This is a genomic window from Evansella sp. AB-rgal1, from assembly GCF_041820985.1.
In the GTDB taxonomy this organism is placed as follows: Bacteria; Bacillota; Bacilli; order Bacillales; family Salisediminibacteriaceae; genus Evansella.
Genome location: NZ_JBGUAU010000029.1, coordinates 39,376 through 66,238 on the forward strand (window position 1 = coordinate 39,376; position 26,863 = coordinate 66,238).

The following is a 26,863-nucleotide window of genomic DNA, read 5'->3' on the forward strand; positions in this document are numbered from 1 at the left end:
AACATTATCACCAATTAAAAGGGTAAATAAACCAAAATCCTTTAATTAGTTAAAGAAAATCAGCGTAGAATTTTTATTCTACGAAAAAATTCTTCACTAAGTTAAAGTGTTTTTATAAGGGGGCGTGAAAATTTATTTGCAATTATAATTATGGATGTATGAATAAAAGATTAATTGTTTATCCGGTAAAACGGATAAATTCGAAACAAATAAGTGAGATTATTATGAAGTCTTTATGTTTTTATCCTTTTAAACGGTTATTGGAGAAATCACATTTACATAAGATTTATGCTTATCATGGTGATAAGCGATGTCAAAAGAGCCGAAAGTACAAGAAAAAGGACAAGTAGATGCTGCATATAATTTTGCAGTGGGAAAAATAACATTACATGAATTTAAAAGAAATACCCCAGGCTATCAAAGAAAATGGAAACATTTAAAATTTTTGAAGTATGATCCATACTTATGGCAGCAGTTTTTATTAAAGTTACCTGTTCATCTAAGGCTTAAGGCACTTTTGGATGCAGAAGCTATATCTTTACCACAGCTAAAAAATAATATGGGGATCTCTAATGCAGGAGAATATATAAATCAAGAGTACCCTGTATATAAAATTGTTCCGGAAACACTTTACAAATTGGCAATATTATTTGATGTGCCAATGCATTATGTTCTTGCACCTAATAATAGGTTTCGTCAAGAAGAGTTTGTTGAATATGTGATAGTGGCAGAAGATAAAGAGTTGGATTATGTAATCTCTTGGTCACTAGAAAAAGCTTACTATCGAATTATTGAAGGATTTATGGTGGATAATTCCACAAAAGTATTCCCATTTATAAAAGATAATGTTGCCTATGTGCGAGTAGATAAAAATGTGGGCTTTTCCCGTTTTGAAATATTTTTAACATCACATATTTGTCCAAATATCGACCAACTTAAGTTATTAAATAACAAGTTTAAAGGGTTAGTAGACTCAATATATATTGTAGATTCTTTATTTAGACACTTTCCCAAGCTGTCAATCATAGTTCGGAATAATGACTCACGTTCAGACAGTCTAAAGAATCATTTAGAGTATTTAAAAAGCCAAGCTAGGTCAGAGAGAATTTATCCGTTTAAACAGATAAACGAAAATTAAAATAGATAACTACCCAACCTCTTATTACAGTTTTCATTTGTAATAGGAGGTTATTTTTTGAACAAAAAAATAGTCAAACAGGAAAAGGATCCACTTGTCGACAAGAGGTTAAAAGCGTTGAAAATTCTTAAGGAGTGGGAATTACATGAAAAAAATAGTAGGGAAGAACAAGAAGGTACAGAAGTAAAAGGAAAACATCATGAAGAGGTTTAGCGAGTTAAATGACATTCTGACAGTTAAGGATATAGCAATGTTCCTAGGAATTTCGAGGGGAAAGGCTTATGAGCTGGTGCACAGTGGAGAATTTCATGTTATTAAAGTTGGAAGCCGAATTCTTGTTCCCAAAATGTCTTTGCAACGTTGGACCGAAGGAATTAACTAAAGTTTGTTCCTTAAGGAGCACTCCCTCACGAGTCATTATTGTTTAATGTAGGGCTTCATTTGAAATACTGTTAATAATGGTGTGAGTTTGAGTGCCCGTCCATAAAAGGAGGATATGATACAAATGACGGGTAGCGTAAGACTTGATAAAAAATCAAAAAAATACCTTTATGTTATCGAAGTTGGGTCAGATGGCAATCGAAAGCGTAAAGTAAAAAAAGGGTTTAAAACAAAAAAAGAAGCGAAAAATGCCATGGCTTTAGCGCTGACAGAGCTTCAAAAAGAAGGCAGTGCTTTAGATGAAGATGGCGATATAACCTTTGGAGACTATTTGGAATACTGGCTTTCTGCCTATGCCAAATCCAGTACAGCTCCAAATACGTATAAAGGCTATGAAAGAATGATACGGGTGCATTTAAAGCCGTCTTTAGGTGAAAAAAAATTACGATCATTAACGACTCGGGATATCCAAGATTACTATACGGATAAGTTAACGAGTAAAATTCACCATGAGGAGGGGGAAATAAATGAGTAGTCCTCTATCAGCTCAAACGGTGAAACATCACCATCGGTTGTTGTGTAAAGTCTTGAATGATGCCATCGATTGGGAATTCGTGGAGACAAATGTTGCCAAAAAAGCAAAGCCTCCAAAGCCAATGAGATACAAACCAGTAACGTATACCGAGTCGGAATTAAAACGCCTTTTGGAAGCTGCAAAACAAAGTCCCATTTATTCTCCTATCATCTATACAGCAGGTCACACAGGGGGTCGTTTAGGGGAACTACGCCCGTTAAAATGGAAGGATATTGACTTTGATAGTCGAAAAATATACATCACGAAGACCGCTTATGATGTGAAAAAAGAAGGGGTTAAAATCAAGGACATGACGAAAAATGGTCGTGATAGGTATGTCGTCATGGGGAAACATTTATTGGCATTTCTGAAAAAACATTGGGAAAATCATCTGAAGCTAAAGAAAGAATTGGGAAAAGATTTTAATCCCCTAGATCTTGTTTTTCCTAGTTCCGTCGGCACCTATCTTATCCCAAGTGAGATTACAAGAGCCTATAAACGTGCCATTAAAAGAGTAGAGCTTCCAGACAGCCGTTTTCACGATTTGAGACATTCGCATGCGACGATTTTGCTTCTAAAAAACGTTCATCCGAAAATCGTGAGCGACCGTTTGGGACACTCGAAAATTTCTATTACATTAGATCTATACAGCCATGCCATTCCATCTTTACAAGATGGGGCAGTGGATGTCTTTGATGAAGTATTCGACGATTAAAAAAGGCACCGATTCGGCACCGATTTCTAAAAAAGGGCTCAGCCTTCTCCTTATATATAAAGTTAGAGAATGGCTGAACCCCTTGGTATGTATGATTTGGCGGGACCGTCTGGGAATCGAACCCAGCGGAGACGACACGCGCCTCCCAAAAGGTTTTGAAGACCTCGAAGGACACCAGTACCTTAGCCGACCCCAAAAAATTCTAAAAGAATGACAAGGATAATTTTACTTTTAAACTATCATAAAAGCAAGAAGTTTTGTAATTAAATCAAATGGCTCAATTTACTCTTAGGTATATTTCCTTAATATTGCCTTATCACTCTCTAAATATATAGTTTTTTTGATCTATTTACAGAAATACGTTCTTTATAAACAGATTTGAATTCATTGAGCTCCAAATTTAAAATAATCAAAACTTGCTGTTTCTGAATGTAAAGGACTTTTGTAAGTATATAAGAAATATTCTTTTTGCAGTTCAAGAAAAAAGTATTCACGGAGTGGATACTTCGTATTGGGAAATCTGATATTTATTCGCATTTTTACGCTTCATTTGTTGTAGAAGAGTAATTAATCCCTGACTTCTATGATCTCAAAAACAAAAAAGTAACTACTCAGTAGAATGATTTGTTTGTAATATGTTATAAAAATGAACATTTTTTATAAAACACAACTTAGGCACAAATGTTCATAGACATTTTTTTTTGATTGGATTTTAATTATATTACAAATTACAGTTTCTGGTACCTATTTTTACTTTTTTACATCTATTCATAAGGCTCAATGATGGATTTATTATTGATTAGACCTTCGAAAAAACTAGTTGTTTTTACTTTATTTGCTTGATTTCAAACCAAGTCTAATTTAATTATTGGCTAAGTAAATGTTTATTGATGATTTGTGAAACATGCATTATTTAGCAGAGCATATTATTTAAATTGGAATTGGTAGAAATAAGACTTTAAAAGTAAAGGAGAGGTTTATCCTTAGTTTGAAAAGGAGGAGGAAGGGTCGAAGATTTTTTTTAGGTCCAAAAATGACAACGTTTTCATTTTAGGCGGTAAGGATGAGGTAAGTACTTTATTGTTTGTTGCGTAAAAGGTAAGTTTAAAAAATTTAATAGGTGAAAGTAGGTTGGGGATTTGAAGAAAACTAAAAAGTTAAGCGCGTTCATGTGTATTGTTTTAGTTTTAAACTTATTTTTAACAAATGCTGCCTTCTATGTACCAAAAGCTCAAGCGAATGGGGATTTTAATCATTATTTAGTATTTCACGATGATTATGAGGAAATGTTTTCACGCTCAGATTTAGAATCTGCTGGTTACACAATCATCCCAGCAACGAGCGAGGATAATGATGTTACAGTAATCGACTCAAGTGAAATCTCAAATACACACATTAATAACCCTAATACAGGGAATGTTCTTTACGTAAAAGATAAAAGTAACTCCACAACTACGAGGTTTACTCGATCTTTACCAGAGCAACTTAATGGAATCATTACTGTTGAATTTGATTGGCGATCGGATGATCAAGGCGCCAATACACAAGGCTATCGTCTTATGAGAGTGGAAAACAGTAGTGGGGAAGGATTAGTTGAGATTCGAATTAGTGACAGCGGTAGGCACATATCTCAAAATGTCTCTGGTTCTAACAAGAGACTCGTAAGTGATTTCACGAAGGACACATGGTATTACTTTAGAATAGAGTTAAACACAGATACTCAAAGAGCTGAAGTTTTTGTTCGAGCAGAGGGGCAAAGTGATTTTAGTTCCGCCGGACAATGGGGGTATCACCAATCTATTAGTTCCAACGAGGTAAAACAGTTAAGTAGCTATTCTCAAAGCTCTTTAACATCAAGTTACTATATTGATAACTTAAGAGTTTATACATCAGTTTTACGACCACAAGCGCCAGGTGGTTTAACAGCTTTTTCAGGAGATGGTGAAGTTGTTTTAACTTGGGACCCGGTGCCAGGGGTAACCGAATATAAAATAAAACAAGCTGACGTTAGTGGCGGGCCGTATAGCGAAATAGCAGCTGGGGTTACGGAAGCTACTTTTTTAGATGCAAATGTGGAAAATGATAGGACCTATTATTATGTAGTTGTTTCCTCTCGAGATGGACTTGACAGTGTTATTTCTGCAGAAGTAAATGCCACTCCACAAATACCGAGTGCGCCTGTGGCACCGACAAATGTAGAAGTGAATCCTGGTAATGGGCAAGTCATGTTACAGTGGGATCCTGTTGGTAATGCTGAGTTATATAATGTAAAACGATCAGGTCAGTCTGAAGGACCTTACACCATTGTCACGACAACAACAGCAACAAGATATGTTGATACTGGACTGCTTAACGATTCGACATACTATTATGTGATTAGTGCTAGAAATTCAATAGGAGAAAGTGAAGATTCTATTGAAGTAAGTGCAACACCATTAGAAACCCATGTAAATCCTAGTGATTTTGATATTGCCGGATATGCAACGTTAAATGGTGGTACAACAGGTGGAGCTGGTGGAGACGTTGTTTATATAAATAATGGTAGGGATTTAGAGGACATACTTAGAGCGAAAATAAAAAATCCTACTCCATTAACTATATATATCAATGGAACAATTACCCCTGAGAATACAGGGTCCAGTAAATTAAATGTCAAAGATGTTTCAGATGTATCTATTATTGGAGTCGGTACGCAAGGCGAATTTGATCGTATTGGTTTTACAGTATCAAGGGCCAATAATATCATTTTCCGAAATCTTTCCATCCACCATGTACGAGGGGGAGAGGGAACGGCTATTGAAGTTACAGAAAATAGTCGTAATATATGGATTGACCATAATGAATTTTTCAGTGATAGAGACCATGGAATAAATTACTACGATGGTCTAGTTGATATTAAACGTGGAGCAGAATATGTTACTGTTTCTTGGAACAAGTTTATGGATCATTACAAGGTTTCCTTAAATGGTCATACAGACAATCCATCATTAGCTCCTGATAAAATAACATATCATCATAATTATTTTTATAATGTTAATTCTCGTACACCACTTATTCGATATGCCGATGTGCATATGTATAATAACTATTTTAAAGACATATCTGATACAGCGATAAACAGTCGGAATGGTGCAAGAGTACTTGTGGAGAATAATTATTTTGAAAATGTTGGTTCAGGGGAAGTTGATCCTGTAACAGGATATATTAAAGGACCTGTAGGGTGGTTTTACGGAAGTCCAACAACAGGATATTGGAATTTAAGTGGAAATACATTTGTAAATAGTCCAGCAGATCATTTATATTCTACAACTGACTTTACTGTTCCTTATCAATATTCGTTACACTCAGCTGAAGAAGCAAAGTTACTAGTTGAAGAGTTTGCAGGAGTAGGAATTATTGATTATACAGATCCAGGAACTGGTGAACCAGGTGATGGTTCGGAACCTGATCCAACTGATCCTCCTGGAGATGGTGGAAATGATCCTGGGGATGGGGATAGTGAACCAGGAGATGGTACCGATGGTGACCTAGTTCTCGTTGACGAGAATTTTAATAGTGTTGCGATAGGTTCACAGCCTGAGGGCTTTGTTTTTACAGGGGACATCGGCTCTGTAGTTGAAGTAAATGGTAGAGAAGGAAAGGTATTACTTCTTCCTGCTTCATCTAATACAAATGGCTTTACAAAAGAATTCACGCCTCAACATGAGCTGGTAGTTGCGGAGTTAGATTTTATGCAACCGACAAGATCAAATTCAGCATATGTTTTAGCCTTAGCAGATTCTAGTGGTAACGATGTGATTCGAATCGAAACGAGAGATCACCACTTTAAGTCGAGGCTAGCGGATGGAAGTTACCATGATAGTAATGTAGAAAACACAAATGGTAGCTGGAAAAATATAAAGGTGATTGCAGATATAAGTGAACAAACATTAAACCTTTATATAGATAACAATCAGGTTATGGAAAATGTACCTTTCTTTAGAAATGCTACGGAAATTGCACAAATAAAATCATCCACACCAGGGAGTAGTGTTAGGGAGCACTATGTAGATAATGTAAAAGTATATGTTCCAGGAGAAGATCTACCTCCTGGAGATGGTGGAACAGACCCAGGTGATGGCGATGGCGGTACGGATCCAGGTGAAGGTAGTGGTCCTGATCCAGGAGATGATGGTAATTCTGGTGGCACACTTCCTGGAGAAGAAATGACGGACACGAACTTTGACCGATCTCAAAGCTATATTTTTATTAATAAGTATAGTGGGAAAGTATTAGATATAGCTGGAGCTAGTTATGTAGATAATACAAGTATTATCCAAAACACGCAAAATGGACTAACTACTCAATTATGGAAAGTGGAACAAATTAGTTCGGGTCATTTTCATATTTTTAATCGTTACAGTGATAAATTGCCTCAACCAATGGGGAGATCGAAGACAGCTGGAACCGATATTGTCCAAGTGAAAAATGGTAGTTCGGCCTCTCATGCATGGGCAGTTGAACATTTAGGCAATGGTGACTTTAAACTAATCAATAAAAATAACAATCTAGCATTAGAAGTGGAAGGTTTTTCAGAGCAAGATGGAGGAAATGTCGTACAAAACCCATTCACGGGTGAAGATAATCAACTTTGGAAAATTGCAGTTGCGGAAGGTGCGCCACAGCAATCGGACTTCAGTCTTGTAGGGTTTGCCACATACGGGGAAGGAACAACTGGTGGTGCTGGAGGAGAAATTGTGACAGTTTCTACAGCAGAAGACTTCATCTATTATATTGAAAGACAAGAACCATATATCATACAAGTTTCTGGTACCATTGATCTTCCAGATAATCCAAATTCAGCGAACCCAACGAATCGAATGTACTTTGTTGAATCAAATAAAACCATCATTGGTTTGGGATCTGATGCTGGAATTCGATATGGTGGTCTAAACTTACGAAGTGTTAGCAATATTATTATTAGGAATCTGACTTTTTCTGAGGCGAAGGATGATTCTATCAATCTTGAACACGGAACAACGCATGTTTGGGTTGATCATAATAATTTTACTAATGGATATGATGGCCTTGTTGACATTAAGAGGGAATCAAACTATGTTACCGTTTCTTGGAATAAGTTTTATAATCACGATAAAGTTTCTCTTGTTGGACATGATGACAAGCATACGGCTGATCGAGGGTTATTAAAGGTAACGTATCATCATAATTGGTTCTCTGATCTAGGACAACGGAATCCTCGTGTTCGTTACGGTTCCGTCCACTTATATAATAACTATTATAACAATGTTAGTGAATACGCATTTGGAGTTGGTGTGGAAGCAACTCTTATATCAGAAAATAACTTTATAGAAGATGCAAACTATGGACCTAAATATTATGATACTTCGTCACAACCAGGATATTTTAAAGATACAAATAGTATTTTTAGTGGCCTTAGCCATGTTCTTGCTACGAAAGATAGTGGTATCACGTGGTCTCCAAATGACTATTACTCTTACATTGTCGATGATACGTTGAGTGTAAGAGATATAGTTAAAAACGGGGCAGGTGTTGGTATTATCGATACTACCGGTGGAGGCGATAATGGAACACCACCAGATAATAACGAACCGGTAGAACCCACTGTTCCTAATGCACCAAAAAATGTTCAAGCTATTGCTGGTAATCAACTGGTTACCTTATCTTGGGACTCTGTAACTAGTGCCAGTTCGTATGTTGTGAAAAGAGCACAGGAGAGTAGCGAAGATTTTGTTGTCATAGCTACTGTAGCTACAACGTCGTTTATAGACTCAGGTTTGGAGAATGGAATAATGTATCATTATACTATTCAAGCTGTTAATAATGTTGGAAATAGTATTGATTCCACACAAGTATCAGCAGTTCCATTTCTAGCAGCTCCTCAAGCACCAACTGGAGTGAGTGCCGATGCTGGTGATAGACAAGTAACAATAAGCTGGAACTCTGTAGATGGAGCAGATACTTACAAGGTATTGCGTTCCAACGTTTTAGAAGATTTTTATGTATCAGTGGCAGAAAATGTATCAGAAAGTCGTTATGAGGATAAAGAACTGGCAGAGGGTAGAATGTACTACTATCAAGTAATTGCAGTAAATGTAGCAGGAGAAAGTCCAGCTTCACAAATAGTGAGTGCGCTTACACCGAGAGGGCTTTCGAGTGGTGATGGTAACGACTATAGTATTGAAGTAGACATTAATGGACTAGAATTATTAATTGATGACCATTTTAATGATCTAACTACTTCTGTACCTGAAGGTTATTCTGTTTCGGATGCAGGTGGTACGGTTCATGTGGTAAATGTACCAAGTTTTTCGAATAAAAGTGTATTGTTAGCCGATACAAGTAGTTCTGACCATGTTCGTTTGAGTAAGGAGGTTCCTGTACAAAAAGATCGACTTGCCATCCAAATGCAATTTATGCAGCCAGAAAAAGATAATGCAACGAAAATCTTGCGTCTCACATCTTCAGAAATCACTTCAGGAGTAGGGGCAGCTGTCATATTGGAAACGGTAGACGGTCATATTAGTTATCGTAATAGTAATGACTCATTTACTGCACTTGTAGCAAACTATCAAAGTAATCGATGGTATTCCATTACAGTAGATGCTAATGTAAAGACGCAAACTGCTGATGTATATATTGACGGGGATCTAATGATTAGTAATGCTCCATTCCATACTAATGTAACAAGAATTGATGGGTTTGATTCCTTTACTGCTAATTCGAAAAAAGCAGATCATTATGTTGATAATATTAGAGTATATGGAATTAGTTCGACTCTGGAAACGATAAACTTACTTGCTGATTCAACAACATTAACTCTTGGGGAAGAATTAACCGTTTCTTTTAGTGGAGTAATGAGTGATGGTGCGGAAGCTGATTTACAAAATGCAGCTATCCTATATGGAACGAGCCATCCTCACATTGTACAAATATCGAGTGACGGAATGATACAGATTACTGGAGAAATAGGAGACGTAAGGGAATTTGAAGTATGGGTAGATGTAATGTTAGAGGACATATCACTACGTTCAAATATCGTGACTATTGATATAAACACATTAGAGTTGGTTCAACTAACTGTTGATGTGGAATCAGTAGTAATTGGAGAACCTATTCATTTATTGCTTAGCGGGGAAATGAGTAATGAGGCCATTGCAGATTTAAGTAAGGCCACAATTGTGTATGGATCAAGTCACCCACATCTAATCTATCGAAATAGTGAAGGAACAATTCGCATCATGGGAGAAGTAGGGTTAGTAAGAGAAATCGATGTCTGGGCAGAAGTGGTTTTATATAATCAAGTGGTAATGTCTAATGTGCTTACTCTTAGAATAACCCCGACTATTTCGTTATTAGAATTGATGGTGACAGGCTATGCCCTTGAAAATGATATAAGCCCGTCGCTGGAAAAAACAATTTTAACTATATTGCAAAAAGCGAGACAATATTATAATGCCGGAAATAGTAACAAAGCTACAAAAGAATTAGAAAATGTAGTGAAGGAATTAAATAAGAAAAGTTCAGACAAATCAATTACTCCAGCTGCTAAAGAACATATTATTAACGAAACAGAAGAGTTAATGACCATATGGAAAAAGTAAAAAGAAGGCGGGCATAAGTAGAAAATTTCTACTCTAGCTTCGAAATGAGAAATCAAAAAACGCATGAAATCAAGGTTTCAATTCTGATTTCATGCGTTTAACATTTAAAATAAGATTTTTTCCCCATCCTCTTTCTTTAGAAGTTCTTTATTATTCTTATTTTTTAATCTTCTACTACTACATATCCCATTCCTCTTGATTGTTCTACTTTATTTTCTGGAACTAAAAGGAAAACATCTTCATTCGGGTCATTAATAATCCTATAGCCCTCCGTTAAAAATTGTTTCGCATGATCAATACTTCGTAAAACAATATCAACAGCATGTAGTTCCTGTCTTGCAGTATTTAAATTATTCACCCGTAACATCCCCCTTTTACATTTTGAATTAGCAACATTCTCTGAATTCGTCTATATACATTGGTTTGTTCATAGTAGCACATGTTTTTCGTCATTCAGTAATCATCATGGATATAGTATGATAAATTATGGAAATTATACTACAAAATAAAATACTTTGCACTAATTTAAACGAAATTTTCAATTAATTCAACAGAAAATTTTTTCCAGCAGTAAAAGAAAGTAACAGGTAAAAAGATATCCCCACTATTATAGGGAATAGTGGGGATGGGAGGAGTTACAATATTTGAGACAAAAATAGCTTTGTTCTTTCATGCTGTGGGTTGTCAAACATTTCTTCAGGTGTTCCCGACTCAATAATTTCACCGTAATCAAATAGAACTATGCGGTCTGCAACTTCTCGTGCGAAGTTCATTTCGTGGGTAACTACGACCATGGTCATTCCAGTTTTTGCTAATTCTTTCATAACATCTAAGACTTCCTTAATCATTTCTGGATCTAAAGCGGATGTAGGTTCATCAAATAACATGATTTTAGGTTGCATAGCTAGTGCTCTTGCGATTGCCACCCGTTGCTGTTGACCACCAGATAGCTGACCGGGATATTTATTCGCTTGTTCTGGAATTCCAACACGATCTAGTAATTCTAACGCTATTTTTTCGACCTTATCCTTAGGCCATTTTCGCACCCATATTGGTGCAAGCATTATATTTTTTAAGATAGTCATATGTGGAAAAAGATTAAATTGCTGAAATACCATCCCAGTTTCTTTACGTATCGTTTCGATATCACTTAGATCATTTGTTAACGTAGTTCCATCTATGGTTATCGTACCTTTTTGTATTTCCTCTAACGCATTAAGTGTTCGAATAAAGGTAGATTTACCAGATCCTGATGGACCTAGAACAACGAGAACCTCCCCCTTCTTCACATTTAAATGGACGTTTTTCAGTACATGAAGATCACCGAACCATTTATTTAAATCTTTACACTCAATTATATTTTCCCGATCTTCTAATGGGGTAGTGTCGTTGAATTCTTCTAGCATGAAAGAAAGCCTCCTTCTTTGAATAAAATTCTTTTATCGTTCGCCAACACCAAGTGACTTTTCGATACGGCGACTAGTGTAAGAGAGTGCATAACAGAATAGAAAGAACACGACGGCAACGAATAAAAATACTTCCATTTGTTGTCCTAAAAATTGTGGGTTTTGTGCAACGTTTTTTGCCATTCCTAAAATGTCAATAATTCCTATAATTGTTACTAGTGTTGTATCTTTAAAGATAGCAATAAATTGACCTACCATTGCAGGGATTACACTACGCAATGCTTGGGGGAGGATGATAAAACATGTCATTAGGGGAGAGCTTAATCCTAATGCATGAGACGCTTCATATTGACCTCGAGGTATTGCCTGCAACCCCCCACGTACATTTTCTGCTAAGTATGCTGCATTAAATAATGTTAAGCCAATCATTGCTCGTAGTATATTATTTAGTTCCACACCTTGCCCTAAGAAGAGCGGTAGCATGATGGAAGAAACGAATAAAATGGTAATGAGTGGTATTCCTCGAATAAACTCAATGTAGAAAATACAAAAGTATTTAATTGTAGGTAATTTACTTCGTCTTCCTAATGCTAGCAATACACCAATAGGGAAGGAACAAACGATAGCAACGGTTGCCAACAATATTGTTAATAAAAAACCACCCCATAAGTTCGTGCCCACTTTAGGTAAAACTCCAAATCCATTGATAAAGAAGATAGCGATTGGGAAGAGGAGGAACCATCCTATTAGTATTGTCTTTTTTATAGGGATCTTCTTTCCGATAAAATGACCTACAATAAGAATTGCTAATCCAATGAAAGTCCATATACGAGTTTCCAAGGATACGAAAGGTAAAATCCCGCTAATGAACAATAAGCTACCTAAGAAAATACTTAAGTGTGTAATAGTGCCATTCCATATACCTGACGAAAACCCTAGTAAACTAGCAAGAAGAACGATACAAAGCCAAACTCTCCAAAGCTGTACAGCAGGATATTGACCTGACATAAGGATTTTGAAATTTGATGTAACGATGGACCAATCTGCATCAATAAAAATCCAAGTCAGTGTTCCTTTAATGATAGAAAAAAGCAATATACTGAGTGCAATTGTAAAAAGGGTATTATACCAACTGCTAAATAAATTATCTTTTAACCATTGAAAAAATGTTACCTTCTCTTTTGGAGGAGGTAAGATAGGTAAATTTGTCTCTACTTGTTCTCGGTTCATAGGATCACCTCTCTACCAACTGTGTATATTTGTTAAAGATATTCATTAAGAGAGACGTGATTAAACTGAAGGTTAAATAACAAATGATCATAATGGTAATCATTTGAATAGCTCGTCCTGATTGATTTAATATTGTATTTCCTACACTAACTAGCTCAGGATATCCAACTGCAACGGCTAAACTTGAGTTTTTCGTTAAATTTAAATATTGGCTTGTCATTGGTGGTATCATGATACGATATGCTTGTGGAAAAATAACGAGACGGAGCATCGTAGAGCTTTTTAAGCCTAATGATTGGGCCGCTTCCACCTGTCCTTTATTTACTCCCATAATTCCTGATCGAACAATTTCTGCAATGAAAGCAGACGTATACATCACGAGAGCAAGTAATACCGCTCCGAAGCTAGGGGAGATGACAAAACCTCCAACAAAACTTCTTCCATTTGGGTTTATCTCAGGAATACTTAATGTAAACGGACCAGATTGTGTTACTACAAAAGGGAAAATAATTGAAAGTAATAAAGTACCAAATACCCAAATAGAAGGATACTTCCTTTTTCCGGTTTCTACTTGTTGCTTTATTTTCCATTTCCAAGTGAATACAGCACCAATAATTCCTAAAACAATAAAGCTCAACCAAATCCAAGTTATATCAATTGGTTTAAACCAAGGGATTGCAATTCCACGGTTACTAAGGAAAATGGCATTAGCGAAATTGTAGTTATCTCCTATAAGTGGTAGCGTCAAAAAAACGGCAGAATACCAGATAATCATTTGAACAAGCAATGGTGTATTCCGAAAGATTTCAACAAATACTTTGGACGTATTTCTTGCTAACCAGTTATTTGATAATCTTGCAATTCCTAAAATAACACCGATGATTGTTGCAAAAATGATTCCAAGTATTGCAACACGTAATGTATTTAGAAACCCAACGAGAATAGCTCTGCTATATTTGTCAGTTGCAGAGTACTCAATTAATTTATCTCCTGATATATCAAAGGAAGCCGTAGAGTTTAGAAACGAATAGCTTAATGATAAACCCATCCTTTTTAAACCAGTTAGGGCGTTATTGATGAAATAAAACATTGCAATACCTATAATTATTACAAATAAAAGTTGTAATAATATTGGTTTAATTCGTTTATCTCTCCAAAAAGGAGTAGTAGTATTCATGTTCGTCACCTCACGATTGAGGGCCTGCTCCCTACAGGAAGGAGGGGAGTCAGGCCCATAATATTAGCGATATTTTTTAACGGAATGGTGGAGAATACAATAGACCTCCATCAGTCCATAAACTGTTTACCCCACGCTCTAAGTTAAAGATTGTTGAAGGGCCAAGGTGACGATCGTAAATTTCTCCATAGTTTCCAACTTCTTTAATGATATTTATAACGAAATCATTATCTAAGCCAATTTCCGATCCTAATTCTCCTTCAAGACCTAGGAAACGACGGATTTCAGGATTTTCACTATCCATAAAGCTGTCGATGTTTTCAGAAGTGATTCCAAATTCTTCTGCTTGGATTGTTGCATACACAACCCATTTAACGATGTCATACCATTTACTATCACTAGAGTTAACAACTGGTGCTAACGGCTCTTTAGAAATTACGTTAGGCAAGATGAAGTGATCATCCGGGTTTGCTAATGTTTCTAAACGTGCAACTAATCCCGAACGGTCTGTTGTCCAAGCATCTGCACTGCCTTGCTCATAAGAGGAGATTACTTGATCTTGACCATCGAAAACGACTGGTTCATATTCGATTCCTAGTAAACGGAATGTGTCCGCTAAGTTCAATTCTGTTGTTGTTCCAGTATCTACTGCGATACGTGCTCCTTCTAAATCTTGTAATGTTTTAATTCCACTTGCTTTCGTAACCATAATTCCTTGTCCATCATAGAAGATGGTAGGAGCAAAGTTTAATCCCATTGCATCACGAGATAAGGTATTCGTTGTATTACGAATTAATACGTCCACTTCTCCTGTTTGAACAGCAGTTAAGCGCTCTTGTGCTGATAGAGGTCGATATTCAACCGCTTCAGCATCTCCAAATACTGCAGCTGCAATTGCTTTTGCAAAGTCAACGTCAAATCCAGCGTAAGATCCATCAGAGGTTACATATCCAAAACCAGGTAGGTCGGAGTTAACTCCCGCTACGATATTGCCACGACTTTTTACTAATTCAAAAACATTTCCATCAGCTTCTTCTGAGGAAGCTTCTTCATTGCTACACCCGATTATGGCGGTGGTTAAAAATAAAGTTAATAAGAATAATAATGATAGTTTTTTCATAAATGACCCTCCTACTTCCTCTTTTTTATATTTTTTTGTTGAAAAGTTTAAAAAGTCACTCCTTTCTGAAAATTGAAAACTTAATTTGTAATATACCTTTGATTTGAAAAATCGACATCAAGTGCGTTAGATTCTCTGTCATACTATTTGAAGATTTTTCAAAGAATCTTCACAGATTGGCAAAGAAATATTACTATGTAATGTTAACAGGAGGATTTTTTAGGATAGTAAAAGGAAGGTTGTTAGAAAGCTTTACTTGTGGAGGAATTATTCCATTCATATGTTAGAATATATAGTAAGAACTTTAGTATAGACGGGGGAAACAACAGCATGGCTAATAGATTTTACACAATAGGCATGGCAGGACATATTGATCATGGGAAAACAACGTTAACAAAAGCGTTAACGAATGTAGATACAGATAGATTAAAGGAAGAAAAAGAGCGAGCTATCTCCATTGAATTAGGTTATGCACCGCTATACTTAGATGATGATTCACAAGTGTCCATTATTGATGTACCAGGACATGAACGTTTTATTCGCCAAATGATAGCAGGTGTGGCTGGAATTGATTTGGTATTGTTAGTTGTGGCTGCAGACGAAGGTGTGATGCCGCAAACAGTGGAGCATTTACATATTCTGCGCTTATTAGATATCAACAAAGGATTAATTGTAGTGACGAAAATGGATACTGTGGAAGAAGATATGATCGAACTGATAGAAGCGGATATTTATGATCAGGTGAAAGGAACGTTTTTTGAAGGAACAGAATTATTGTTCGTAGATAGTCTTTCGAAAAAGGGAATTCCAGAGCTATTACAGAAGATTAATGACTATTTAAAAGGTGTTCCCATGCGTGATGCTACAGGAGCATTTCGTTTACCTATTGATCAGGTATTTACTGTTCATGGACAAGGAACCGTTGTAAGGGGAACGGTATATGAAGGGGAAGTGAACGAAGGGGAAACGTTAGAGGTATTGCCTTCAGGTAAAAAAGTACGAGCTCGGCAACTTCAAGTACACCATGAACAGCAACCATCTGGCCGTGCTGGTCAACGTGTTGCGATAAATTTAGGAGGGATTTCCAAGCATGAGGTTCAGAGGGGAGATGTTCTTGTTTCAACTCAGTTTTATTCCACTACAGATACGATAGATGTATCATTACAAACTATCGAAGAACTGCAATACCCCATCAAACAACGAGGATATATTAAGATTCATATTGGTACCGCTGAGGTTTATGGAAAAATTGTATTTTTTGACCGGAATGAGCTTGGGGGAAATGAAAATGTAGTATGTCAGCTTCGGTTAGATAAACCAATTGTAACGAAACGTGGAGATCGTTTTATATTACGACGTCCTACACCTGTTGAAACCATTGGTGGTGGTGTTGTTATTGAACCTAATGGAAAGAAGTACAAATTTGGACAAGCAACCATGGAGATGCTAGCTAGGAAAAAAGAGGGAACTCCAATGGAACGATTAGAAGATGTCTTGAAAAAAAGGAAAGGACTTTCTTTCGCTCCATTAGTTCAGGAAACGGGATTGAGCGAGGGCGAAGTAAGTACTTTGTTAGAGGAATTGAATACTCAAGAAAAGTTGATACAGTTAGCTAATTATTATGTATTGAGTAACGTTTTTGACGAGATGATTCAAATATTACAAGAAGAGCTGAACAAATTTCATGAACAATTTCCTATGCGAGAAGGGATGAATAAAGCGGAGCTGAAGCAAGTACTTCAAGCATATGGATCCCAACTAGCAGATGAGGTAATTGAAGAAGGAATAAAGAAGAGCCAACTTAAAAAACAAGGACAATATGTAGCAAATGGAGACTTTCAACCAGCCTATCCAAAGCAATGGGAAAAACGAATGAGCCAAGTAGATGAGGCGATCGTAAAACAAGGACTTGAAGTGGACAATTTTGAGAATATCGTAAAAGAAGCGGGGATTCCTCCTGTATTAATGGAAGAGTTACGTCACTTTCTTCTTCGAACAGAACGAATGGTAGAGCTAGACGATAAACTTCTTGTTAATAGAGAAGTGTTTCTTTCAGCAGTGACTTTACTTTATCAAAAAACAGCCAAACAGTTTTCCCTGCAAGATGCAAAAGATGTACTACAGCTCACTCGTAAATATTTAGTGCCATTTATGGAGCGATTGGACAAAGACGGCTATACAAAGAGAGTAGAAAACGAACGAGTGTGGAAGCAGGATATGAAGGAAGGAAAAAACTAGCGAGAAGAACCTTCCTCGCTAGTTTTTTATGGATGGACATAAATAGCCTTTTCTTGCTGTTCCACTACTTCCCCAATAATAGAAGCTACGGAAACTCCTTTTTGATTTAGCATACTCACATATTCTGCTGCTTCCTCTTTCGGTAAGCTAATGAGCAAGCCTCCAGAAGTGATGGCGTCACATAAAATAAGTTGATCCACATCTTGAAGTGTATCATCATACGAAATAGAATCTTTAAGCCATGTGTGGTTTGACTTACTTCCCCCAGGAATAACGCCCTCTTCAGCTAGTGACTTAGTGCCATCTAATAGGGGCACTTTTTCATACTCAATGTGAAAGGAAACATTGCTTCCACTGGCCATTTCAAAGGCATGACCTAACAGTCCGAACCCAGTTACATCTGTAACAGCATGAGGATGGAAATCAGATAAAGTCTCACAAGCAATACGGTTTAACTCTGCCATAGTGCTCGTTACGACTTCTTCTTGTGAAGCTGTTGTTTTCCCTCGTTTTATTCCTGTCGTCAAAATCCCGACACCAATAGGTTTTGTTAAGATCAGTACATCACCAGGCTTGGCACCAACGTTTTTGTATATTTTGTTAGGGTGAACAACCCCTGTAACGCTTAAACCGAATTTTGGCTCTTGATCATCAATAGAATGACCTCCAGCGATTACTGCTCCTGATTCGTCCACTTTATCTGATGCACCTTTTAGTATTTGTGCTAACATTTCGTGAGGTAATTTTTTTATTGGAAAACCAACGATGTTTAATACTGTTTTTGGAACACCACCCATTGCATAAACGTCACTTAGTGCATTTGCTGCTGCTATTTGTCCAAACATATATGGATCGTCAACGATAGGGGTAAAGTAGTCTACTGTTTGAATTAAGGCAATATCATCCGTTAGTTGATAAACGCCACCATCATCTGATGTCTCATGTCCAACGAGTAGACGTTCATCTTTTTTATTTTGTGGTAAGTGACGCAGTACCTGCGCCAAGTCACTAGGACCAATTTTGCATCCTCAACCTGCTTTTGTTGACATGGCTGTTAAGCGGATTTCTTGCTCTTTGTTTTCCATATGTAATCCCCCTTTTTATTTACATTACAAAAATTGTTGAGTAGGTTCAAGTTTCATAATCTAAATTGTTTCTAGAAGCATCTTTTTTGCTTTTAAACAAACCCTATTTTAGAATGGTGGTATTCCATTTCATTCTTATTATAAAGGAGATATGCATAATGAGCTACCAAATGACAGTTGAGTTTTGCCAACAGTGAAACTACGCACCTAAAGCTGCGAGTTTCGCAGAACAACTTTTTAATCATTTCCGTTCGGATATTACAAGCTTAAACTTAGTTCCAGGTTCTGGTGGAGTATTCGAGGTTACCGTCAATGGAGAGAAAGTATATTCGAAAAAGGAAACAGGTGAGTTTCCAAATCCTGAAGATGTAATTAAAATAATGGAATCTAAATAAGATGCTGGGACCTCGATAGGAATGATATCGGGGTCTTTTTATAAGAAATTAATTTTTCTTGTGTAATTCCAGGAATAACATAAAAATGGAACCTTATTCATTCTTCTTCCGTATGCATTTATTGTATAATAGTGGAAATGAATCGACTAGAAGAGGGAGAGTGGGGAACAATGAAGAAATTAGTCAAGGGAGTAAGTATTGGTGTAGGTTTAGTATCAGCTATTTATGCAGCTGGTTTATGGAAGGATTACAAAGAGAAAATTCAATTAGAAAAAGAAAGAGCTACGTTTGGAACTGGTCAATAGGAGTAATAATAATAAAAAAAGGTGGTCGAAATGACCACCTTTTCCTTCGAGCAGATACTGGCTCCTATGGGGTAAAGTCGATGTTTGTCTTTAGGAAACACCTCATTTTTAATTCGTAATTTACTTTCCTTGCCTGAGTTTATCCTTGTTACAAGTACAAGCGAACCACCCCTCAAGGTAATACGTTACGAAAACCCTACATTCCTGTATCTCTCTGAGAAGAGAAAATCAATTGACTTCCTCTTCACTACATATGATGTACAATAATGTAGAAAAGCATTCAAGGAAAATTCTGGTTAAATGGAGAGAGAAAAATGAATCCAATTCGTAACATACCTGCTGTGCATGAAATACAACAAACAGCAGTTTATCAAAGACTAGTCACTAATAACATCCCAGAAATAATTTTAAAAGACTGGATAACGGACATCCTTAGTGACTTAAGGAAAAATATACTAGAAAACAAACAAGGTTTTACAAATTTGTCTCGTGAAGCAATCTCTACAAAAATCCAAGAGCAACTTAGGATTAAAGGAAATACTTATGCACCCTATAAGCTTCAGCGGGTGATTAATGGAACAGGAACCATACTACATACGAACTTAGGGAGAGCGAGGTTAAGTGATCAGGCAATTACTCGTGTAGTAGAAACATCAAAATATTACAGTACGTTAGAATATGATGTGGAGCTTGGGAAACGTGGTTCTCGTCATGATATTATTGAAACTTTACTTGCGAAGGCATCTTCGAGTGAATCTGCAATGGTAGTAAATAACAACGCAGCAGCTGTTTATCTTGTGCTTAAAGCTTTGGCGAAAAATAAAGACGTCATTGTGTCACGAGGAGAACTAGTGGAAATAGGTGGTTCTTTTAGAGTTTCAACAATTATGGAAGAAAGTGGAGCTATACTAAAGGAAGTTGGTACAACCAATAAAACACATCCCTTTGATTATGAGGAAGCAATATCAGAAGAAACTTCCATGCTTATGAAAGTACATACCAGCAATTTTAAAACAGTTGGTTTTACAAAAGAAGTGTCTGTTCTAGAGTTAAAGCAAATTGCGGATGAATATAATAGTAAAAATGAAAGTAACATCATTATTTATGAAGATTTAGGTAGTGGATCACTATATCCATTTAAACACGATGGAATTGGTGATGAACCAGTTGTGAAAGAGTCCTTAAAACATGGTGCGGATGTTATTTCTTTTAGTGGAGATAAGTTGTTAGGTGGCCCACAGGCAGGTATTATTGCGGGAAAAAAAGAAATAATTACAAAGCTAAAGAAACATCCTTTAGCCCGAGTATTACGTGTAGATAAGATGACGTTGGCCGCATTAGAAGCTACACTTCAGCAATACGTGTATAAAGATGGAATTCAAGATATACCAACTATTCGTGACATCTTACAATCTAAAGAAGAGATTTCTAAAAAAGTGAATGTGTTCCTAGGCCAATATAAAGCACCCGATAATGTATCATTGGAACCATGTGAAACAACATCGCAAGTTGGTGGAGGTACAATGCCATTAGTAGAGCAACCTACGGTAGGTATTAAGATGAAACACCAGAAAATGTCTCCAACAGAGCTGGAAAAGGCATTAAGAGAAAGTAGTACGCCAGTAATTTCAAGAATTCTAGATGGGAATGTCTTTATTGATTTCCGCGCTATTTCAATGGATGAAATTACTCTATTATTAGATACGATACATGAACTATAATTAGTAATATTTACGTTTTTAAAGTAAGGTGAATCTGGTTAGGGGGGAATGTGCATGGAATTGCTTTCTGCTATTATCTCTATATCATTACCCGTTACTGCTGTGTATTTGCTTGTTACTTTTTTTATTAGCAAATTTCTTCCTGAGAAAAAGCTTGAAGTGTATGTAGCGGGATTCTTCATCTTGCTATGTGTCCTTACAATCGTAGTTGCTCAACAGGTTGGGGGATGGGCAGGACTAGGTTATGCTATTTTGGGTTTATTCGCATTTGTGGGAACAGTTATTGGAGTTGTTATAAATATGGTCATTAGATATCTCAAAAAGAAGGGTGCATCGAATTGATGCACCCTTCTTTATTAACCTTCTCCGTCACTCTGAGGAACGTGATTTCCTTTCTTCACTTTCTTTGATCCTGAAAGTGGTTCTGGTTGACTACTGGAATGGTGACCTTTAGGAGAGTTTCTTCTTTGATCTTTGTACGTATTTTTTTGAGTCATTATACTATCCCCTTTCTAAAATTAGTTTTCCTCGTCTTTTTACCTTTATTCCCGAACTATTTTCACAAACAATGGTATGCATATTTGTTCCAAAGATATAAAAACTATAAATGTAATGAACCATTTAGAAAAGGGGGAATACGGTATGCCATATCATAAAAATAAGCGTCAAGCATTTGAAGCTGCACAACAAGCGTATGTGCAATTACAAGAAGCTTTTGAAAATTTACATGAAGATGATGCTGAGTATGGGCATCAGTATAAAATTGCGGAGCAAGAGTTAGATGAAGCAATTCAAGTCATTCAAAAAGCTCAAGTTACTGCTTCAGAACATCAACGAAAACAATTAGATCAGTACAGCCAGGATGTAGCAAGATATAAGCAACAAATGATGGAATAGATGAAGGAAAGCCCAAGGATTAGTAACTAATCTTTGGGCTTTCTCATTATTGACGCTTCTTTGTCTTCTTATTAAATTGTCTCTCTTCTGCGGATAGTGGAGCATTATTTAGGTATCCTTCCGAATAACCAGCTCCCTTACCTTGAGCTTTTGCATCATTCATTCCTGGACGTACATGATTGGCTCTATCTTTCGTCAATTTTCCCACCTCCCAATGTTAGTTTGTTCAATGAGTAATAATTTATAGAAATAACTTTATAAAAGGTAGTGTTTGTTAATATTTACTTATACATAATGATAAGGTTTTCTTATACCACAAAGTAATTATTTTAGAAAAGTTAAATGTGACAAATTTTCGAATAAAGGTTTTAGACAATTTCGACATTCTGTTATATGATATAAGGTGAGGAGGGAATACATATGTCAAATGAAAATCAATCTTTGTACAATTCAAAACGTACTTTCCAAGCAAGTGGAAAGACGTACAACTATTATGATTTAAAAGCCATAGAGGAAAATGGTGTTGGAAACGTATCCAAGCTACCTTATTCTATTAAAGTGCTTTTAGAATCGGTACTTCGTCAATATGATGGTAAAGTTATTAAAGAAGAGCATGTGGAAAATTTAGCGAAGTGGGGAACGAAGGATGTAAAAAACATTGACGTTCCATTTAAACCAGCTCGAGTTATTTTACAAGATTTCACTGGTGTTCCTGCTGTCGTTGACCTTGCATCACTTCGAAAAGCAATGGCGGACTTAGGTGGAGACCCTAATCGAATCAATCCAGCTATCCCAGTAGATTTGGTGGTAGACCACTCTGTTCAAGTAGATGAATTTGGTGGAGCAGACTCACTTCTAAAAAATATGGAACTAGAGTTCCAAAGAAACGAAGAGCGTTATAAATTCCTAAGTTGGGCACAAAAATCGTTCGACAATTATCGTGCGGTTCCTCCAGCAACTGGAATTGTTCACCAAGTGAACCTTGAGTATTTAGCGAATGTTGTTCAACATGAAGAAAAAGACGGTGAGCTAGTTGCTTTCCCTGATTCTTTAGTTGGAACTGACTCTCATACAACAATGATCAATGGACTTGGTGTTCTTGGTTGGGGTGTTGGCGGAATTGAAGCGGAAGCAGGAATGCTACAACAACCTTCTTATTTCCCAGTACCAGAAGTTATTGGTGTGAAACTAGTAGGTTCTATGCCAGAAGGCGCTACTGCTACTGACTTGGCATTAAAAGTAACTCAAGTACTTCGTGAAAAGAAAGTAGTAGGGAAATTTGTTGAGTACTTTGGACCAGGTTTAGCAGAAATGACGCTTGCAGACCGTGCTACGATTGCAAATATGGCTCCTGAGTATGGTGCAACATGTGGTTTCTTCCCAGTTGATGAAGAGACACTTAATTATCTACGTTTTACAGGACGTAGCGAAGAGCTTGTAACATTAGTAGAAGAGTATTCAAAAGCAAATGATCTGTTCTATACACCTGAAAAAGAGGATCCTCATTTTACAGATGTTGTTGAAATCGATCTTTCTAATATTGAGCCAAACCTATCAGGTCCTAAACGTCCACAAGACTTAATTCCGTTATCCAAAATGAAAGATGAATGGAATAAAGCCCTTAGTGCACCAGTTGGAAACCAAGGCTTTGGGTTAGCTCCTGCTGAAATTGAGAAGGAAGCTACAGTAAAACATCCAAATGGAAAAGAATCAACATTAAAAACAGGCTCTGTAGCAATTGCTGCCATTACGAGCTGTACAAATACATCCAACCCTTACGTTATGGTGGGTGCGGGTCTTTTAGCTAAAAATGCAGTAGAAAAAGGTCTAGAGGTTCCTTCATACGTAAAAACATCATTAGCTCCAGGATCAAAAGTTGTTACTGGCTACTTAGAAAATGGTGGTCTAATGACATACCTTGATCAATTAGGATTTAACCTTGTTGGTTACGGCTGCACAACATGTATTGGTAACAGTGGTCCTTTACCAGCAGAAATTGAAGCAGGTATTGCAGAAAACGATTTGACTGTTACTTCTGTATTGAGTGGTAATCGTAATTTTGAAGGACGTATCCATCCTTTAGTTAAGGCTAACTATTTAGCATCTCCACCGCTTGTTGTGGCATATGCATTAGCTGGAACGGTAGATATTGACTTCGAAAAAGAACCAATTGGAAAAGATAAAGACGGAAATGATGTATTCTTCAAGGACATCTGGCCAAGTACTTCTGAAATTCAAAGTGCAATGGAAAAAGCAGTTACTCCTGAACTATTCAAGAAAGAATACGAAAGAGTATTTGATGATAACGAAGAGTGGAATAAGCTTGAAACAACAGATGAAAGCTTATATTCTTGGGACACGGAGTCCACTTACATTCAAAACCCGCCATTCTTTGAAAATTTATCCCCTGAGCCTGAAGAGGTTAAGGCACTTTCGGGGTTACGTGCTGTTGGGAAATTCGGTGACTCTGTAACAACAGACCATATTTCTCCTGCAGGATCTATCGCTAAGGATAGCCCAGCTGGTAAATATTTAATTGAAAAAGGTTTAACGCCAGCTCAATTTAACTCTTATGGTTCTCGTCGTGGTAACCACGAGGTAATGATGAGAGGTACGTTTGCTAACATCCGTATTAAAAATCAACTTGCTCCAGGTACAGAAGGTGGATACACTACTTACTGGCCAACAGGTGAAGTAATGGCTATTTACGATGCTTGTATGAAGTACAAAGAAGAAGGTACAGGTCTTGTAGTATTAGCAGGTAATGATTACGGAATGGGAAGCTCGCGTGACTGGGCAGCAAAAGGAACTAACTTACTAGGAATTAAAACTGTTATTGCGCAAAGCTTTGAGCGTATTCACCGTAGTAACCTGGTATTAATGGGTGTTCTACCGCTTCAATTTAAAGATGGAGAAGGTGCTGATAGCCTAGGATTAACAGGTAAGGAAGAGTTTGAAGTGAAAGTTTCAAACGAAATCCAACCACGCGACTATGTAACGGTTGTTGCCAAAGATGCAGAAACTGGGAAAGAAACAACTTTTGAAGCACTAGCTCGTTTCGACAGTGAAGTAGAAATTGACTACTACCGTCATGGTGGAATTCTTCCAATGGTATTACGTAACGCATTAAGTGAAACGAAATAAGCTTAGCTTGTAACGAAAGGCGCACTCTGTAAAGATCAGAGTGCGTCTTTCTTTTTATAAAAATCCTTTTAATTTGTTCTGTCATCCGAGATTCTTCTCATTAAATGGAACAAATAACCATGACCCCAGAGGACATGGTTATTCGTGTATAGTAGTTGAAGTCTTTCTTTATTCTGCCAAATGTACATGTACATACTCTGGCAACAGCTGTTTGTCTTTTAGTGATTGTTCAGCTTCATAGGATTTATAGGTAAATAGCTCCTCTCCTTCTTCTGTTGCACGAAGCTCTAGAATTTGTTCATCATTTTTTCCCTTTGTCTCAAGTTTCAACTCAATAGGTCCTACCTTTAATCGATACGTATTAAATATTAATCCTAATAATGTTTTAGTTGTTTTTTTACTTCCTGTATTAGAAATAATCAACCAAGAAAGCTTTTCCATTTGTATTGGTCGTTTTGATTCTTTTTTAAATAAATCAGAAACACTTTTTCCTAAGTGCTTTGAAAAATTCTTGAGTTGATCTAAAAATTCCGCCATAACGAGCAAGCCTCCTAACTGACACTTTTTTATATTTTTCTACGAATGGAACAAAATATGTAAGAAAATAATCTTTACATAGATCACATCACACTTCAAATACTAAAACTGCAAAGAGATAATCACCAAATAGAAAGGAGAAATTTTAAATGGGCCGTCAGAAAAAAGGAAATGCAAACGCAAATCGAAACAATAACAAGAAACAACAAGGAAAAACAAACCACGCTTCTGAGTTAGAAACATTCGCGGATTATGAAGTGAAAAAAATGAGAAATAAATAAGTAATACCTAGAAAAACCGCTTCAAAACAGCTTTTTTGGGCTTAAAATGTATGAATATTATCACCTTAGGTTAATAATGGATATAAATATACAGCTTAGAGGTGATAATGATGTCAAAGAAAAAGATACGTTTTGAGGACTTGATTAAAGAAAATAAGCAAGAATTAATGCAAGATCCGAAAGAACTTGAGAGAATTGAACGACGTTTAGACAAGAAACATATGGATCGTTTACCATCTTAATAAATACTACCTTTTTCTAGTCATACTTATCCTCCAACCGGAAATAGTAATAGTACGGAAGGAGGATAACTCATGGCTTCTAATTTCACTAAATTTGCGCATCATAGACCTGACCATTTAGGTACACAACCACGTAAGAGTGATTCAAATAAGGGAAAGAAAATGAATACGAAAGATAATGATCAACCTGATTATATTCCTCCAAAAGGGAAATAATCGAAAGTATTCAAGGTGACAAACATCAAACCCTTAAATGTAAAACATAACGTGGCTTATTTGATTACTATCGTTAGCCTAAGAGGATGTCTTAAAAGGAATCAATCAGCCTTTTGAGTATCCTCTTTCTCAATTTGTACTACCTGCCACATACAATCTATACGGGTTAATAGTGGTCGCCGACCTTAATGTAATGATGTAGTGGTGTTTATGAAATAAATAAATTCAATTTTTTTGGGTGAAAGTGTTCAATTAAGTTCATGAAGACATTGGTTTGAAATGAGATTTCCTAAAAGTAATCAGCATAAGTAAAATAAGCGGAGAATTTCCGGTTAGTTTTAGAATTGTGCCCATTTCGGGGAAAATAAGGGGAGGTTTTTCTCTTATGTACATATAAATTGTCTATTTTCATTTTTTTCGGGTCATTAGGCGGAAATTC

At 36.5% G+C, this 26,863-nt stretch carries 25 protein-coding genes and 1 tRNA gene; 16 read left to right on the plus strand and 10 right to left on the minus strand.

Annotated elements, in window-relative coordinates:
• Positions 1–310: 310 nt before the first annotated feature.
• The 5 genes from ACERII_RS20385 (at position 311) to ACERII_RS20405 (ending at position 2,808) form a co-directional block, all read left to right on the plus strand.
• Positions 311–1,138 (plus strand): hypothetical protein, encoded by an 828-nt coding sequence (locus tag ACERII_RS20385; RefSeq protein WP_373644763.1) that lies wholly within the window; start codon positions 311–313, stop codon positions 1,136–1,138.
• 57 nt (positions 1,139–1,195) lie between these two features.
• Positions 1,196–1,351: a hypothetical protein gene (locus ACERII_RS20390; protein ID WP_373644765.1), complete on the plus strand. Its 156-nt coding sequence runs from the start codon at positions 1,196–1,198 to the stop codon at positions 1,349–1,351.
• Positions 1,338–1,520 (plus strand): helix-turn-helix domain-containing protein, encoded by a 183-nt coding sequence (locus ACERII_RS20395; RefSeq protein WP_373644766.1) that lies wholly within the window; start codon positions 1,338–1,340, stop codon positions 1,518–1,520. Before ACERII_RS20390 ends, ACERII_RS20395 begins: the two co-directional genes overlap by 14 nt.
• Before the next feature lie 114 nt (positions 1,521–1,634).
• Positions 1,635–2,054 (plus strand): N-terminal phage integrase SAM-like domain-containing protein, encoded by a 420-nt coding sequence (locus tag ACERII_RS20400; protein WP_373644768.1) that lies wholly within the window; start codon positions 1,635–1,637, stop codon positions 2,052–2,054.
• A complete protein-coding gene (locus ACERII_RS20405) occupies positions 2,047–2,808 on the plus strand; it encodes a tyrosine-type recombinase/integrase (RefSeq protein ID WP_373644769.1) in 762 nt (253 codons plus the stop codon). The genes ACERII_RS20400 and ACERII_RS20405 overlap by 8 nt, the downstream gene beginning before the upstream one ends.
• Before the next feature lie 97 nt (positions 2,809–2,905).
• Here ACERII_RS20405 and ACERII_RS20410 read toward each other — a convergent pair.
• A tRNA-Sec gene (locus tag ACERII_RS20410) sits at positions 2,906–3,002 on the minus strand.
• A gap of 945 nt (positions 3,003–3,947) precedes the next feature.
• Here ACERII_RS20410 and ACERII_RS20415 point away from each other — a divergent pair.
• Positions 3,948–10,430, plus strand: coding sequence for a pectate lyase family protein (locus ACERII_RS20415; RefSeq protein ID WP_373644770.1), 6,483 nt, complete (start codon positions 3,948–3,950; stop codon positions 10,428–10,430).
• Positions 10,431–10,593: 163 nt separating this feature from the next.
• On the opposite strand, the gene ACERII_RS20420 is transcribed toward ACERII_RS20415, so the two are convergent.
• From ACERII_RS20420 to ACERII_RS20440, 5 genes are all read right to left on the minus strand, one after another.
• Positions 10,594–10,788, minus strand: a complete 195-nt coding sequence (locus tag ACERII_RS20420) for a hypothetical protein (RefSeq protein WP_373644771.1) — start codon at positions 10,786–10,788, stop codon at positions 10,594–10,596.
• Positions 10,789–11,065: 277 nt separating this feature from the next.
• Complete coding sequence (locus ACERII_RS20425) at positions 11,066–11,836, minus strand: amino acid ABC transporter ATP-binding protein (RefSeq protein ID WP_373644772.1); 771 nt, start codon at positions 11,834–11,836, stop codon at positions 11,066–11,068.
• Positions 11,837–11,869: 33 nt separating this feature from the next.
• Complete coding sequence (locus tag ACERII_RS20430; protein ID WP_373644774.1) at positions 11,870–13,066, minus strand: amino acid ABC transporter permease; 1,197 nt, start codon at positions 13,064–13,066, stop codon at positions 11,870–11,872.
• 4 nt (positions 13,067–13,070) lie between these two features.
• Complete coding sequence (locus ACERII_RS20435; protein WP_373644775.1) at positions 13,071–14,243, minus strand: amino acid ABC transporter permease; 1,173 nt, start codon at positions 14,241–14,243, stop codon at positions 13,071–13,073.
• A gap of 76 nt (positions 14,244–14,319) precedes the next feature.
• A complete protein-coding gene (locus ACERII_RS20440; protein ID WP_373644776.1) occupies positions 14,320–15,363 on the minus strand; it encodes an amino acid ABC transporter substrate-binding protein in 1,044 nt (347 codons plus the stop codon).
• Positions 15,364–15,693: 330 nt separating this feature from the next.
• Here ACERII_RS20440 and selB point away from each other — a divergent pair, with 330 nt between their 5' ends.
• On the plus strand, positions 15,694–17,601 hold the full coding sequence (gene selB, locus ACERII_RS20445; RefSeq protein WP_373644777.1) for a selenocysteine-specific translation elongation factor: 1,908 nt from the start codon (positions 15,694–15,696) through the stop codon (positions 17,599–17,601).
• Between the two features lie 26 nt (positions 17,602–17,627).
• Here selB and selD read toward each other — a convergent pair whose 3' ends face one another.
• A complete protein-coding gene (selD, locus tag ACERII_RS20450; RefSeq protein WP_373644795.1) occupies positions 17,628–18,650 on the minus strand; it encodes a selenide, water dikinase SelD in 1,023 nt (340 codons plus the stop codon).
• Between the two features lie 194 nt (positions 18,651–18,844).
• Between selD and ACERII_RS20455 the strand changes: the two genes are divergently transcribed.
• The 4 genes from ACERII_RS20455 to ACERII_RS20470 all read left to right on the plus strand — a co-directional run bounded on the left by ACERII_RS20455 (position 18,845) and on the right by ACERII_RS20470 (position 21,449).
• Positions 18,845–19,081: an Rdx family protein gene (locus tag ACERII_RS20455; protein ID WP_373644778.1), complete on the plus strand. Its 237-nt coding sequence runs from the start codon at positions 18,845–18,847 to the stop codon at positions 19,079–19,081.
• Positions 19,082–19,251: 170 nt separating this feature from the next.
• Entirely contained in the window at positions 19,252–19,386 is a 135-nt protein-coding gene (locus ACERII_RS20460; protein WP_373644780.1) for a hypothetical protein, read from the plus strand.
• A 314-nt stretch (positions 19,387–19,700) separates the two neighbouring features.
• Positions 19,701–21,107, plus strand: coding sequence for an L-seryl-tRNA(Sec) selenium transferase (gene selA / locus ACERII_RS20465; RefSeq protein ID WP_373644781.1), 1,407 nt, complete (start codon positions 19,701–19,703; stop codon positions 21,105–21,107).
• Between the two features lie 54 nt (positions 21,108–21,161).
• Positions 21,162–21,449 (plus strand): YesK family protein, encoded by a 288-nt coding sequence (locus tag ACERII_RS20470; protein WP_373644783.1) that lies wholly within the window; start codon positions 21,162–21,164, stop codon positions 21,447–21,449.
• A 14-nt stretch (positions 21,450–21,463) separates the two neighbouring features.
• On the opposite strand, the gene ACERII_RS20475 is transcribed toward ACERII_RS20470, so the two are convergent.
• On the minus strand, positions 21,464–21,604 hold the full coding sequence (locus ACERII_RS20475) for a small acid-soluble spore protein P (protein WP_373644784.1): 141 nt from the start codon (positions 21,602–21,604) through the stop codon (positions 21,464–21,466).
• 145 nt (positions 21,605–21,749) lie between these two features.
• Here ACERII_RS20475 and ACERII_RS20480 point away from each other — a divergent pair, with 145 nt between their 5' ends.
• Positions 21,750–22,004 carry a hypothetical protein gene (locus ACERII_RS20480; protein WP_373644785.1) on the plus strand — a complete coding sequence of 85 codons (255 nt, stop codon included), beginning with the start codon at positions 21,750–21,752 and terminating at the stop codon, positions 22,002–22,004.
• 46 nt (positions 22,005–22,050) lie between these two features.
• Here the strand turns inward: ACERII_RS20480 and sspO are convergent, their stop codons facing one another.
• On the minus strand, positions 22,051–22,203 hold the full coding sequence (gene sspO / locus ACERII_RS20485; RefSeq protein ID WP_373644786.1) for a small acid-soluble spore protein O: 153 nt from the start codon (positions 22,201–22,203) through the stop codon (positions 22,051–22,053).
• A gap of 221 nt (positions 22,204–22,424) precedes the next feature.
• Between sspO and acnA the strand changes: the two genes are divergently transcribed.
• Positions 22,425–25,148, plus strand: a complete 2,724-nt coding sequence (gene acnA / locus ACERII_RS20490; protein ID WP_373644787.1) for an aconitate hydratase AcnA — start codon at positions 22,425–22,427, stop codon at positions 25,146–25,148.
• Positions 25,149–25,316: 168 nt separating this feature from the next.
• Here acnA and ACERII_RS20495 read toward each other — a convergent pair whose 3' ends face one another.
• A complete protein-coding gene (locus ACERII_RS20495; protein ID WP_373644788.1) occupies positions 25,317–25,685 on the minus strand; it encodes a hypothetical protein in 369 nt (122 codons plus the stop codon).
• A 149-nt stretch (positions 25,686–25,834) separates the two neighbouring features.
• On the opposite strand from ACERII_RS20495, the gene ACERII_RS20500 reads away from it, so the two are divergent.
• From ACERII_RS20500 to ACERII_RS20510, 3 genes are all read left to right on the plus strand, one after another.
• A complete protein-coding gene (locus tag ACERII_RS20500; RefSeq protein ID WP_373644789.1) occupies positions 25,835–25,966 on the plus strand; it encodes a hypothetical protein in 132 nt (43 codons plus the stop codon).
• A gap of 110 nt (positions 25,967–26,076) precedes the next feature.
• Positions 26,077–26,208 carry an FbpB family small basic protein gene (locus ACERII_RS20505; protein ID WP_373644790.1) on the plus strand — a complete coding sequence of 44 codons (132 nt, stop codon included), beginning with the start codon at positions 26,077–26,079 and terminating at the stop codon, positions 26,206–26,208.
• A gap of 72 nt (positions 26,209–26,280) precedes the next feature.
• Positions 26,281–26,424, plus strand: coding sequence for an acid-soluble spore protein N (locus ACERII_RS20510; protein WP_373644792.1), 144 nt, complete (start codon positions 26,281–26,283; stop codon positions 26,422–26,424).
• The last annotated feature ends 439 nt before the right edge of the window (positions 26,425–26,863 follow it).

Excerpts from the sequence above, each read along its gene's own strand:
- ACERII_RS20385 (WP_373644763.1), top strand. The coding sequence starts at position 311 with ATGTCAAAAGAGCCGAAAGTACAAGAAAAAGGACAAGTAGATGCTGCA.
- ACERII_RS20395 (WP_373644766.1), top strand. The coding sequence starts at position 1,338 with ATGAAGAGGTTTAGCGAGTTAAATGACATTCTGACAGTTAAGGATATA.
- ACERII_RS20400 (WP_373644768.1), top strand. The coding sequence starts at position 1,635 with ATGATACAAATGACGGGTAGCGTAAGACTTGATAAAAAATCAAAAAAA.
- ACERII_RS20405 (WP_373644769.1), top strand. The coding sequence starts at position 2,047 with ATGAGTAGTCCTCTATCAGCTCAAACGGTGAAACATCACCATCGGTTG.
- ACERII_RS20425 (WP_373644772.1), bottom strand. The coding sequence starts at position 11,836 with ATGCTAGAAGAATTCAACGACACTACCCCATTAGAAGATCGGGAAAAT.
- ACERII_RS20430 (WP_373644774.1), bottom strand. The coding sequence starts at position 13,066 with ATGAACCGAGAACAAGTAGAGACAAATTTACCTATCTTACCTCCTCCA.
- ACERII_RS20435 (WP_373644775.1), bottom strand. The coding sequence starts at position 14,243 with ATGAATACTACTACTCCTTTTTGGAGAGATAAACGAATTAAACCAATA.
- ACERII_RS20440 (WP_373644776.1), bottom strand. The coding sequence starts at position 15,363 with ATGAAAAAACTATCATTATTATTCTTATTAACTTTATTTTTAACCACC.
- selB (WP_373644777.1), top strand. The coding sequence starts at position 15,694 with ATGGCTAATAGATTTTACACAATAGGCATGGCAGGACATATTGATCAT.
- ACERII_RS20460 (WP_373644780.1), top strand. The coding sequence starts at position 19,252 with ATGAAGAAATTAGTCAAGGGAGTAAGTATTGGTGTAGGTTTAGTATCA.
- selA (WP_373644781.1), top strand. The coding sequence starts at position 19,701 with ATGAATCCAATTCGTAACATACCTGCTGTGCATGAAATACAACAAACA.
- ACERII_RS20470 (WP_373644783.1), top strand. The coding sequence starts at position 21,162 with ATGGAATTGCTTTCTGCTATTATCTCTATATCATTACCCGTTACTGCT.
- ACERII_RS20475 (WP_373644784.1), bottom strand. The coding sequence starts at position 21,604 with ATGACTCAAAAAAATACGTACAAAGATCAAAGAAGAAACTCTCCTAAA.
- ACERII_RS20480 (WP_373644785.1), top strand. The coding sequence starts at position 21,750 with ATGCCATATCATAAAAATAAGCGTCAAGCATTTGAAGCTGCACAACAA.
- acnA (WP_373644787.1), top strand. The coding sequence starts at position 22,425 with ATGTCAAATGAAAATCAATCTTTGTACAATTCAAAACGTACTTTCCAA.
- ACERII_RS20495 (WP_373644788.1), bottom strand. The coding sequence starts at position 25,685 with ATGGCGGAATTTTTAGATCAACTCAAGAATTTTTCAAAGCACTTAGGA.
- ACERII_RS20500 (WP_373644789.1), top strand. The coding sequence starts at position 25,835 with ATGGGCCGTCAGAAAAAAGGAAATGCAAACGCAAATCGAAACAATAAC.
- ACERII_RS20505 (WP_373644790.1), top strand. The coding sequence starts at position 26,077 with ATGTCAAAGAAAAAGATACGTTTTGAGGACTTGATTAAAGAAAATAAG.
- ACERII_RS20510 (WP_373644792.1), top strand. The coding sequence starts at position 26,281 with ATGGCTTCTAATTTCACTAAATTTGCGCATCATAGACCTGACCATTTA.